This window comes from Rhodobaculum claviforme (assembly GCF_016653255.1).
Lineage (GTDB): Bacteria > Pseudomonadota > Alphaproteobacteria > Rhodobacterales > Rhodobacteraceae > Rhodobaculum > Rhodobaculum claviforme.
Genome location: NZ_NHSD01000250.1, coordinates 1 through 10,319, shown reverse-complemented (window position 1 = coordinate 10,319; position 10,319 = coordinate 1). Strand labels below are relative to the sequence as shown.

General features: G+C 72.6%; 11 protein-coding genes. 2 read left to right on the top strand and 9 right to left on the bottom strand.

Translation table 11 applies throughout. The annotated features are described in order from the left end of the window. Window positions 1-77: 77 nt before the first annotated feature. The gene (locus CCR87_RS09200) at window positions 78-950 is read right to left on the bottom strand and encodes a DMT family transporter (RefSeq protein WP_201157231.1); all 873 of its coding nucleotides are present in this window, start codon (window positions 948-950) and stop codon (window positions 78-80) included. After that, window positions 947-1,612 carry a tRNA (5-methylaminomethyl-2-thiouridine)(34)-methyltransferase MnmC2 gene (mnmC2, locus tag CCR87_RS09195; protein ID WP_201157230.1) on the bottom strand — a complete coding sequence of 222 codons (666 nt, stop codon included), beginning with the start codon at window positions 1,610-1,612 and terminating at the stop codon, window positions 947-949. The genes CCR87_RS09200 and mnmC2 overlap by 4 nt, the downstream gene beginning before the upstream one ends. Before the next feature lie 87 nt (window positions 1,613-1,699). Here mnmC2 and CCR87_RS09190 point away from each other — a divergent pair, with 87 nt between their 5' ends. Further along, window positions 1,700-2,725, top strand: a complete 1,026-nt coding sequence (locus tag CCR87_RS09190) for an NAD(P)/FAD-dependent oxidoreductase (RefSeq protein WP_201157229.1) — start codon at window positions 1,700-1,702, stop codon at window positions 2,723-2,725. Between the two features lie 250 nt (window positions 2,726-2,975). Here the strand turns inward: CCR87_RS09190 and CCR87_RS09185 are convergent, their stop codons facing one another. Both CCR87_RS09185 and guaD read right to left on the bottom strand, forming a co-directional pair. Beyond that, entirely contained in the window at window positions 2,976-3,212 is a 237-nt protein-coding gene (locus CCR87_RS09185; RefSeq protein ID WP_201157228.1) for an HP1242/YdcH family protein, read from the bottom strand. A gap of 2 nt (window positions 3,213-3,214) precedes the next feature. Beyond that, window positions 3,215-4,573, bottom strand: a complete 1,359-nt coding sequence (guaD, locus tag CCR87_RS09180; protein WP_201157227.1) for a guanine deaminase — start codon at window positions 4,571-4,573, stop codon at window positions 3,215-3,217. A 74-nt stretch (window positions 4,574-4,647) separates the two neighbouring features. On the opposite strand from guaD, the gene CCR87_RS09175 reads away from it, so the two are divergent. Continuing rightward, on the top strand, window positions 4,648-5,193 hold the full coding sequence (locus tag CCR87_RS09175) for a 5-formyltetrahydrofolate cyclo-ligase (RefSeq protein ID WP_201157226.1): 546 nt from the start codon (window positions 4,648-4,650) through the stop codon (window positions 5,191-5,193). Here the strand turns inward: CCR87_RS09175 and CCR87_RS09170 are convergent. The 5 genes from CCR87_RS09170 to CCR87_RS09150 all read right to left on the bottom strand — a co-directional run bounded on the left by CCR87_RS09170 (window position 5,180) and on the right by CCR87_RS09150 (window position 10,307). Next, a complete protein-coding gene (locus CCR87_RS09170) occupies window positions 5,180-5,968 on the bottom strand; it encodes a creatininase family protein (RefSeq protein ID WP_201157225.1) in 789 nt (262 codons plus the stop codon). The genes CCR87_RS09175 and CCR87_RS09170 overlap by 14 nt on opposite strands. Continuing rightward, on the bottom strand, window positions 5,965-6,597 hold the full coding sequence (locus tag CCR87_RS09165; protein WP_201157224.1) for an NAD(P)H-dependent oxidoreductase: 633 nt from the start codon (window positions 6,595-6,597) through the stop codon (window positions 5,965-5,967). Before CCR87_RS09165 ends, CCR87_RS09170 begins: the two co-directional genes overlap by 4 nt. Window positions 6,598-6,820: 223 nt before the next feature. Continuing rightward, entirely contained in the window at window positions 6,821-8,215 is a 1,395-nt protein-coding gene (locus CCR87_RS09160; protein ID WP_201157223.1) for an FAD-binding oxidoreductase, read from the bottom strand. Beyond that, the gene (locus tag CCR87_RS09155) at window positions 8,212-9,486 is read right to left on the bottom strand and encodes a cytosine deaminase (RefSeq protein WP_201157222.1); all 1,275 of its coding nucleotides are present in this window, start codon (window positions 9,484-9,486) and stop codon (window positions 8,212-8,214) included. Before CCR87_RS09155 ends, CCR87_RS09160 begins: the two co-directional genes overlap by 4 nt. After that, window positions 9,486-10,307, bottom strand: coding sequence for an ABC transporter permease (locus CCR87_RS09150; RefSeq protein WP_242511935.1), 822 nt, complete (start codon window positions 10,305-10,307; stop codon window positions 9,486-9,488). Before CCR87_RS09150 ends, CCR87_RS09155 begins: the two co-directional genes overlap by 1 nt. Window positions 10,308-10,319 lie beyond the last annotated feature (12 nt).

Genomic DNA, 10,319 nt, shown 5'->3' with positions numbered 1-10,319 from the left:
CCGAAGCGTCCACCATGCCGACAGGGGGCCGCGCGCCGGCCCCCTGTCGGCATGGTGGACGCTTCGGTGGCGCCGGGTCAGCCGTCTGCCACCTTGCGGGTGCGCCAGAGCGTGAACAGACCCGCCGAGACCACGATGCTCGCCCCCAGCACGAGGGTCGGGGACAGGGTTTCGCCAAACAGGAGAAGCCCGAGGCCCGAGGCCCACACCAGTTGCAGATAGGCAAAGGGTTGGATCGCGCTGGCCTCGGCGACTTCGTAGGCGCGGATCAGGAGCCAGTGGCCAAAGGCGCCGGTGCAGCACAGCAGCGCCATCCAGCCCCAGTCGGCGGGGGCCATCGGCTGCCAGAACCACAGGCCCACGGCGGTCATCGCCACCGCCCCCGTGGTCCCGGTCCAGAAGAAGCTGACTGCCGCGCTGTCCTCGCGCGCGGCATAACGCGTCAGCAGCGAATAGAGGGCAAAGCCCAGCGCGGCGGCCAGCGGGATCAGCGCCGCGGGCTGCAGCGCCGCCCCGCCGGGTTGCAGGATGATCACGATGCCGACGAACCCCGCCGCGATCGCCATCCAGCGCCGCCAGCCCACGCGTTCGCCCAGCACCGGCCCCGACAGCGCGGCCACCAGCAGCGGATAGGCCGCGAACACCGCATGTGTCGCCGCCAGCCCCAGAACGACAAAGGCCAGCACCATCACGCAGACCTCGGCCGCCAGCAGCAGGCCGCGCGCGACCTGCACCCAGGGCTGGCGGGTCGCGGCCGCGCGGCGCAGCCCGCCGGGCCTGCGGGCCGCCACCGCGATGACAAAGGCCGCAAAGAACCAGTAGCGGACCATCACCACCATCAGCACGTTGTATTCCCCCGCCAGATGGCGCGAGATCGCGTCCTGGGCCGAGAACACAAGCGTCACCGCCACCATCAGCCCGATGCCCAGCCGCGTGTCCTGTGCGATCATGCGCGCCACCCCACGGTCATGTGGCGTTTGCCGGCGAAACCGGGGCGGCGCTCGATTGTCAGCCCCTCGGCGGTCAGCGCCCGGCGCATGGCGCCCGCGGCGGAGTAGGTCGCCAGCGTGCCCCCCGGCGCCATGCGGCGCACGAGGGCGGCCAGCAGCGGCGGCTCCCACATCTCGGGGTTGCGGGCGGGGGCAAAGCCGTCAAGGAACCACGCATCCGCCCGTCCGGGCCACCGCGGCAGGGTGGTCCGCGCATCGCCCACCACCACCTCGGCCAGCAGCCCCGGCAGGTGCATCCGCCGCGCCCCCGCCCGCCAGGCCGCCAGAAACGGCGGCAGCAGTGGCGAAAGCTCGGGAAACGCCGACAGCGCGCGGCCGATGTCGGCGGCGGTCATGGGGGCCGCCTCGAACCCGGTATAGCGCAGCGGCCCGGCCACCCCCGCCGCGCGCCATGCCGCCCATGCCGCCAGCATGTTCAGGCCGGTGCCGAAGCCCAGCTCGGCGATGCGAAAGCCGGGACGGAACCGCCGGGGCAGCGCGTTGCCGGCCAGGAACACATGCGCCGTCTCCGCCAGCCCGCCGCGCAGCGAGAAATACGGATCGTCATAGCGCGCCGAGACCGGCACATCCCCCTCGGCCCACGCCACTGCCGCCTGCGCCATCCGCCGCACCCCCCTTGCCCTCGCGCGCCGGGCGGACCATGGGCAGGGCCGCACGGAATGTCGAGAGGCGCACAGCGGGGGTCTGCCATGCGGGATGTGACGGTGATGGGCGGCGGCGTGTTCGGCCTGGCTGTGGCGTATGCCTGCGCCCGGCGCGGGGCGCGGGTGACGGTGCACGAGGCCCGCCGGATCGGCGCGGGCGCCAGCGGCGGCGTGGTCGGCGCGCTGGCCCCGCATGTGCCCGAGGCCTGGACCCCCATCAAGGCGCTTCAGCTGGAGGCGCTGGCGATGGCGCCCGACTGGTGGGCGGGGGTGGCGCAGGCGGGCGGCGCCGATCCCGGCTATGCGCGCGTCGGCCGGCTGCAGCCGCTGGCCGACGCCGAGGCCGTGGCCCGCGCCGAGGCGCGCGGCCCCGGCGCCGCGGAGCTGTGGGCCGGGCTGGGCCGCTGGGCCGTGATCGACGGTGCCGCGGCGCCGGGTCTGCGGATCGCCAGCCCCTCGGGCCGTGTGGTGCACGATACGCTGTCGGCCCGGCTGCATCCGCGCCAGGCCTGCGCCGCGCTGGCGGCGGCGGTGCGGGCACTTGGCGGGCGGATCGATGAAGGCACCCCCCATCCGCCCCAAACCGGCCCCGTGGTCTGGGCCACCGGCTGGGAGGGGCTGTCACAGGCCGGGATCGGCGGGCCGGTCAAGGGCCAGGCCATGATCCTGGAGCATGACGCGGTCGGCAGCCCCATTGTCTGCGACGCGGGCCTGTTCATCGTGCCCCACGCCGATGGCACGGTGGCCGTCGGCTCCACCAGCGAACGCGACTTCACCGACGCCACCGCGACCGACGCGCAGCTGGAGGCGGTGCACGCCCGCGCGGTGGCGCTGTGCCCGGATCTGGCGGGGGCGCGGGTGCGGGCGCGCTGGGCCGGGCTGCGGCCGCGTGCCGCCAGCCGCCAGCCGGTGCTGGGCCGCTGGCCGGGCGCGCCCGACCGCTTTGTCGCCAACGGGGGATTCAAGATCGGCTTCGCTCTGGCGCCGCTGGCCGGAGAGCGGATGGCCGATCTGGTGCTGGACGGCCACGCCGACATCCCCGAGGCGTTCGCCCCACCCGCGCCGACCTGACCCCGTCCGCCCGGTGCCGCCCGCCCGAATGCCTCACACGGGGTTCGGCGGACCCGGGCCGCCCGCGCCATTGTCCACCCGCTGCATCTGCTACCTCCGGGGTGGCAGGCCCGTCACCCGATCCGGGCCATCAGACCCGCCACCCCGACCGAGGCGCCGCACCGGCGCCCCGGAGCAGGGGTTTCGGCCCCGCAGGGGCGCCCGCGCCACCGCCCCTGCGGGGCCGGCACCGGCGCCCCGGATCAGCGCCTCAGGCGTCGAGCATCCGGCGGATCTCGTCCTTCAGCACGACGCGGCGGCGGCGCAGCTCGGACTCGTGGGCGTCGCTCGTCGGCTCCACCTGGGTCTCGGCGCGGTGCACGGTGCGGTTGAGGTCGTGGTACTCCTCCACCAGACGGGCGAAATGCGCATTGCTCTGCTTCAGCTGCGAAATCCGCTCCGCATCGGCGGGAAAATCCTCTGCAAGCTCGTGCGGGGTGTGGCTCATGCTCAACGCTCCTCCTTGGTTGGCGGGCAGGGTGGCGCGGCCGGGCGCGCGGCGCCTTGATCTGGCGCAACCCCCCGCGCACGCAGACACCGTCCATCGGCCCAGACGGCCCGCACCGCGCGGTCGTCGCCCATCATGATGGTGGGAAACAGCGCCTCCCACAGCGTTTCGGCGCGTGCGGCCCGCTGCGCGATGGCGCGGGTCGAGTCGAGGTCGATCACCACCACATCCGCCTCCATCCCCGGCGCCAGCCGTCCCACCCGATCGCCCAGCCGCAACACCTCGGCCGAGCCGCCGGTCGCCAGCCACCACAGCTCCGCCGGGTGCAGCGCGCGGCCGCGCAGCTGGCCCACCTCATAGGCCGCGGCCATGGTGCGCAGCATCGAAAACGACGACCCGCCCCCGGTGTCACTGGCCAGCCCCACCGCGATGCCGTCGGCCTTCAGCCCCGCCACATCGCACAAACCGGACCCGATGAAGGTGTTGGAGGTCGGGCAATGCGCCACCCCCGCGCCGCTGCGCGCCAGATGCGCGCGCTCGCGTGCCGTCAGGTGGATGGCGTGGCCGAACACCGCGCCCGGCCCGCACAACCCCGCCCCGGCATACACATCGAGGTAGTCCCGCGCAGCGGGGAACAGCTCGGCGACCCAGGCGACCTCCTCGGTCTGCTCGGACAGATGGGTCTGCATGGCGCAGTCGGGATGCGCCGCCCACAGCGCCCCCAGCGCCGCCAGCTGCGCCGGGCTGGAGGTTGGCGCAAAGCGCGGCGTGATCGCATAGCCCGCGCGCCCCCGGCCATGCCAGCGCGCGATCAGGGCGGCGGTTTCCTCGGCCGCGCGCTCGGGGGTGTCGACCAGGCCCGGCGGGGCGTTGCGGTCCATGCAGGTGCGCCCGGCGATGATGCGCAGCCCGCGCGTTGCGGCGGCCTCGAAAATGGCGTCCGCGCTGTGGGCGGCGGTGGTGCAATAGCTCGCAAAGGTCGTGGTGCCGTGGTCGATCGCCAGATCACAGGCCAGCGCCGCGATGGTGCGGGCATGGGCGGGATCGGCCAGCCGCATCTCCTCGGGAAAGGTGTAGCGGTCCAGCCAGTCGATCAGCCGCCGCCCCCAGCTGGCGATGATGCCGGTCTGCGGATAGTGCATGTGACAGTCCACGAACCCCGCCGAGATCAGCGCACGGCCATAGTCGTGCACCCGCGCGCCGGGGTGGGCGGGGCGCAGCACCTCGGCCGGGCCCAGGGCCGCGATGTGCCCGCCCTCGATCAGGACCGCGCCGTGGGCGTCATGGCGCGCCGCGCCCGGCCCCTCGGCAAAGGGGTCGGCGTCGAACACAAGGGTCTGGCCAAGCAGAAGGTCGGGCATCGGGCGCTCCGGGTTGCGTGGGGGGCTGGCCCGAGGCTATGCGCTGGGCACCATATCCGGAAGGGGGGGGGCGCATGACCGTGACCGAGGCCAAGGCCGCCCTGCGCGCCCGGATGCGGGCCAGGCGGGCCGCGTGGACGGGGTCGCCCGATGGCCCCGCGCGGCGCCTCGCGCCCCTGCTGTCGGCCGAGGCGGGGCGCGTTCTTGCCGGCTACTGGCCGCTGGAGGGCGAGGCCGATCCGCGACCGGCGATGCGCGCCCATGCCGGAGCGCTGTGCCTGCCGGTGGTGACGGGGCGCGCCCGGCCGCTGGTGTTCCGGGAATGGCGGTTCGGGGCGCCGCTGGTGGCGGCGGCCTTCGGGGTGCATGTGCCCCGGACGGGGGCGCGCTGTGTGCCCGATGTGCTGATCGTGCCGCTGCTGGCGTTCGACCGGCGCGGGCACCGGCTGGGCTATGGCGGGGGGTTCTATGACCGGACACTGGCGGGGCTGCGGGCTGCCGGACGCCCCCGCGCGATCGGCATTGCATTTTCCACACAGGAGGTTGCGGCCGTTCCCGTCACCGACACCGACCTGCCGCTGGACCTGATCGTGACCGAGGCCGAGGTCATCCGCCCCTGATCGGCGCGCCCTCCGGCAGCGGCAGGCGCGCCAGCGCGCGCGCCACCGCGATCAGCCCGGCGGCCTGGTGCTCGGCGGTGGCGCGGCCCTTGTCGGCGGTGGCGGCGGCGGCGTTGCCGACCACGCCCGCCGGGTTCAGGTCCGTGGCGATCCAGCCCAGCGACACAGGCCCCACCGGCGGGATCGGCGCCACTTCGGCCGAGGAGCGGAAATCTTCCGCCGCCGCCATCGCCACCAGCTCCGGGCGGAAGTGGAGCATCAGCGATGTTTCCATGTCTCCTCCGTGAATTCCGTAGCGAAGCTCATGTTCGGTATAAAGTCCTTCGGGCGCGCCGAAGCTTGCCCACTGCGCCTTGACCGCCAGCATGCCCGCCTGCACCCGCAATTCGCGCGACAGGATCGAGATCAGGTCGAGGTTGCCGCCGTGGCTGTTGACCAGCAGGATCCGACGCACCCCGGCGCGGGCCACCGACATCCCGATCTCCAGCCATGCGCGCAGGGCGGTGTCGGCCGAAAATGTCAGGGTTCCAGGGGCATGGAGGTGCTCGTTGGACTTGCCCACCGCCTGCACCGGCAGGATCAGCAGGTCCAGATCCTCGGGGCACAGCGCGCGCAGCGTGTCCAGCATCCCCTCGGCGATCATGGTGTCGGTGCCCTGGGGCAGATGGGGGCCGTGCTGTTCCACCGCCGCCGTCGGCAGGACGGCAATGCAGCGCGCGGGATCAAGCGTGGCCATCTGCGGCGCACGCAGGGCGGTCCAGTCGCGGGCGGTCATCGTGCGGGCTCCTGCCTTTTGGGTTCAAGGCTTTGTCCGACAAGCCTTTTCATGACGCGATCCACGCGGTCCAGATGGCGCGCGCGGCTGTCGGGGGTGGAGCTGTCCATCAGGTAATGCGCCGCATAAGCGGTGCGGCAGCGCGGCGCGCACAGGTACCGCACGCCGCGCAGCAGCGTGCGCTTGCCCGGCGCGCCCATCAGCATCGTCAGCCACCACGACGCGCCGCAGGTGGTGAACACCCCCAGCCGGGTGATGTGGTGCAGGCCGGGGCGGATCGTCTCGCCTTCGGCCCGCGGCATCAGGAAGGCAAGGTCGGGCAGAAGCACCCGGTCCAGCCATCCCTTCAACATCGCGGGCACCCCGTACCACCATGTGGGATATACGAAAATCAGGGTGTCGCACCACGCGAGGTCGGCCGCCTCGCGCGCCACCGGCAGGCGGTTGGCGGGGCTGTCGTTGTACCGGCGCCAGTCCTGCAGGCCGAGGACGGGGTCGAAGCCGCTGGCGTGGAGGTCGTGCAGCCGCACCTCGGCGCCCCGATCCCGCAGCCGCGCCAGCACGCGGTCGCGCACGGCGGCGGTGAAGCTGGCGGGGTCGGGGTGGCAGTGGATCACGAGAGCACGCACGGGGGGACCTTTCATCGGGGATCAACGGATCGCGGAGGGGCTGCGCCGGCGAAAGGTTAACGCGCGTGAGCGGACACGCCCGCCGGGGCGCGGTGAAACGGGGCGGAAATTAACCCGTTGTTAACCGAAAATTGCAACCGGGCGGGCGAAAATCGCTCCGCGGGTCGGCCCGGGCCCGCCGCCTTGGGCATCCCGGCGGGCCTCGGCGCGGCGCGGCTGGAGGTCATTCGGCGGCCTTCATCCCCGGATAATGCCAGATCGTGGCATAGTCGAAATCCGGATCGTCCCAGCCGATCATCTTGCCGGGGTTCAGCAGGCCCTTGGGGTCGGCCTCGCGCTTGAACGACAGCTGCCCCTCGTCGCGGTGCTGGCGGCCGCCTTCCTCCAGGGTGTAGCGGTGGGGGTTGAAGACGAAGCAGCCGTGCGCCTCGTGCAGGCGGACGATCTCCTCCAGCCGCTCCTCGGTGGTGAACTTCACGAGGCTGAGGGAGGCGAAGCCGCAGGTGCCGCCCGCGCGGATGACCTCGAGGTGCTGGAGAACCTCCGCGCCGAACAAGGCGCGCATCTTCGCCATCTTGGGGTAGGGGTCGCCGGGATAGAGGACCTGCAGGTAGGTGATCGCGGGGTCGACCTTCAGCGCGCGCAGGGTGGTGTGGTTCCAGCCGTATTCGAACACCGGGCCGGGGTCGCGGTCCCAGTCATGGGCGTCGGAGCGGTAGATCAGGCGTGCCCCGGGGCGGCGCGACAGGAACACCCCGAACGCGTCCATGGCATGGGGCGCGATCATCAGCGCCACCAGATGTTCGCCGTCGCGGATGTGGGGACGCACGCGCTGGAAGTAGTCCTGCGCCGTGGGGGCCTCGAACACGGAGGCGAGCTTGATGAGGATGCCGTCCTCGTTCGCGAGGTCGAGCGCGAGGCGGGCGGCGGCGTCGAAGTCGTCCACCGCGACGAACAGCCCCACCCAGTCATAGGCGGGCGCGAGCGGCATCTCCACCTCGGTGATCACGCCGTTGGTGCCATAGGCGTGGGAGACGCGGGACAGCTCCTCGCCGCGGAATTCGAGCACGCGGGGGGTTTCCTCCATCGTGACCACGCGCAGGCGCAGGATGTTGCCGAGGTCGCGCAGCTGGCCCCAGGTGCACGACCCGATCCCCCCCGAGCCGCCCGCGATGAAGCCGCCGATGGTCGCCGTGGCCCAGGTGGAGGAGAACATGCGCAGCTCCTGCCCATGGGCGTTGCAGGCGGCGTCCACGTCCCTCAGCAGGGCGCCGGGCTGGCAGATGACGCGGCCGGGGTGGACCGCCGTGACCCGGTCCAGATGCTTGAGGTGCAGCACGCAGCCGCCCGCGAGCGGCATGGCCTGGCCGTAGTTGCCGGTCCCGGCGCCGCGCACGGTCACGGGGACGTTGTGGGCATGGCAGACGCGCAAGGTCTCGATGACCTCGGCCTCGGAGCGGGGGGCCACCACGAAATCGGCTGTCAGGTGGTCGAGGCGGGCCTTGAGGACCGGCGAGTACCAGAAGAAGTCGCGGCTCTTGGCACGGACCGACACCGGGTTGTCGTCGATGTCGAGGTGGCCGAGGGCGGCGCGGGCGGCGGCGATGTCTGGGGTCATTCGGTCCTCATCAGCGGGTCAAGCTCGGCGTGGTCGGGCAGGGCGCGGGGGATCTGGCGCCCCGCCCGCAGCACGATGCGGTCGGATTGCGGGCGCGAGAGCAGCTCGTTCACCGTGCGCGCGCGGCAGATCACCAGATCGGCCGGCGCGCCGGGGGCGAGCGAGGGCGCGTCAAAGCCGCAGGCGCGCGCGGGCGTGGTGGTGAAGGCCGCGCCCCAGTCGGGGTCGGAGTGGTCGAGATGCGCGATGCGGGTCGCCTCGCGCATCACCTCAAGCATGTCCATGTCGCCGTAGGCAAAGAACGGATCGCGGGTATTGTCGGAGGCGAAGGCGACGGGGATGCCGCGGGCCTTCATCTCGTGCACCAGCGTGACGCCGCGCCAGCGCGGCGTGCGGGCGGCGTGGCGGTCCTGCAGATAGAGGTTGCACATCGGCAGCGACACGACGTGCAGCCCCGCGCGGGCCACCAGATCGAGGGTGGCCAGCGCCTCGGCCTCCGGCTGGGTGGCGAGCGAGCAGCAGTGGCCGACGGTGACGGGGGCGGTGAAGCCGGTCTCCAGCACCACCTCGGCGATCTGGCGCAGGGTGGCGGCGGCGGGGTCGGCGGTCTCGTCGACGTGGAAGTCGGCGGCGAGGCCGCGCGCCTCGGCCATGCGCAGGAAGGCGCGCAGCCGGTCGGCCATGTCCGGCAGCGGCAGGGTGACCATGCCGAGGGCGCCGCCCGCGCGCGCCACCCGGTCGGCGGTGGCGCGGAACGGCCCGTCGGGGTCGACGTCGTCTGCGGTGACAAGGCAGACGCCCTGAAGCTCGATCCGGCCGGTCCAGTCGGCGCGCAGTGCCTCGAACACCGGCCAGGTGATGCTGTCCTGCGGCGGGATCGAATCGAGGTGGGTGCGGATCGCGCGGGTGCCGTGCGCGTAGGCGCAGCGCAGCGAGAAGTCGGCGCGGGTGCGCACGTCCTCGGCCGACCAGTGCGCCGCGCGGTCGGCGCCCACGGTATCGAGCGCGCCCGCGAAGCTGCCGTCGGGGTTGGGGCTGCGCGGCCAGATGTGGCCCTTGTCGAGGTGGGTGTGCATGTCGACGAAGGCGGGCCAGACCATGGCGCCGCGCATCTCCACCGCGACCGGCGCGGGGGCGTCGCTCAGCCGGCCATGGGTGTCGATGGTGAGGGTGGTGCGCACGGTGTCCGTCGGCGCGCCCGTCAGGAAGCCGGGAACGGTCACGTTGTCGAGCCGCAGCGGCCGTGCCGTGGGAAGGATCGCGAAATCCATCAGACCTCTCGCTTCAGGGCCGATTCGTGCCATTTGCGCAGCAGCAGATGCGACAGCAGCGACAGTCCGGCAAAGATGATGACCCCGGTCGCCGCGATCAGCAGGAGGGCTGCGAACATGCGCGGGATGTTGAGGCGAAAGCCCGCCTCGAGGATGCGGAAGGCGAGGCCCGAGCCGATACCCCCCGTTCCGGCGACGTATTCCGCCACCACCGCGCCGATCAGCGCGAGGCCCCCCGCGATGCGCAAGCCCCCGAGGAAGTAGGGCAGCGCCGAGGGCAGTTGCAGATACCGCAGCGTCTGCCAGCGGGTCGCGCCGTAGATCGCGAACAGGTCGCGCAGGTTGCGGTCGGTGGAGTTCAGCCCCAGCGTGGTGTTCGACAGCACCGGAAAGAACGCCACGATCCACGCGCAGATGAGCAGCCCCGCGATCCGGCTGTCGACATAGATGAAGATCAGGGGCGCGATGGCCACGATGGGTGTCACCTGCAGGATCACGGCGTAGGGGTAGAACGACAGCTCGAACAGGCGCGACTGGGTGAACAGGATCGCGAGGCCCACGCCGCCCACCACCGCGATCGCCAGCGCCATCAGCGTGATCTGGAGCGTGACCAGCAGCGATTCGAACAGCAGCGGCCAGTCGGCGATCAGCGTGCGCAGCACCAGCCCCGGCCGCGGCAGGATGTAATGCGGGATCGCGTTGGCGACCACGATCCAGTCCCACAGCCCCAGCGCCGCCGCCAGCACCACCAGCGGCAGCGCCCAGCGCGCGATGCGGTCGAAGCGCGCGCGGCGGTGGCGGCGCGTCGCCTCGGCGTCCAGGGGGGCGGCGGC

Excerpts from the sequence above, each read along its gene's own strand:
- CCR87_RS09200 (WP_201157231.1), bottom strand. The coding sequence starts at position 950 with ATGATCGCACAGGACACGCGGCTGGGCATCGGGCTGATGGTGGCGGTG.
- mnmC2 (WP_201157230.1), bottom strand. The coding sequence starts at position 1,612 with ATGGCGCAGGCGGCAGTGGCGTGGGCCGAGGGGGATGTGCCGGTCTCG.
- CCR87_RS09190 (WP_201157229.1), top strand. The coding sequence starts at position 1,700 with ATGCGGGATGTGACGGTGATGGGCGGCGGCGTGTTCGGCCTGGCTGTG.
- CCR87_RS09185 (WP_201157228.1), bottom strand. The coding sequence starts at position 3,212 with ATGAGCCACACCCCGCACGAGCTTGCAGAGGATTTTCCCGCCGATGCG.
- guaD (WP_201157227.1), bottom strand. The coding sequence starts at position 4,573 with ATGCCCGACCTTCTGCTTGGCCAGACCCTTGTGTTCGACGCCGACCCC.
- CCR87_RS09175 (WP_201157226.1), top strand. The coding sequence starts at position 4,648 with ATGACCGTGACCGAGGCCAAGGCCGCCCTGCGCGCCCGGATGCGGGCC.
- CCR87_RS09170 (WP_201157225.1), bottom strand. The coding sequence starts at position 5,968 with ATGACCGCCCGCGACTGGACCGCCCTGCGTGCGCCGCAGATGGCCACG.
- CCR87_RS09160 (WP_201157223.1), bottom strand. The coding sequence starts at position 8,215 with ATGACCCCAGACATCGCCGCCGCCCGCGCCGCCCTCGGCCACCTCGAC.
- CCR87_RS09155 (WP_201157222.1), bottom strand. The coding sequence starts at position 9,486 with ATGGATTTCGCGATCCTTCCCACGGCACGGCCGCTGCGGCTCGACAAC.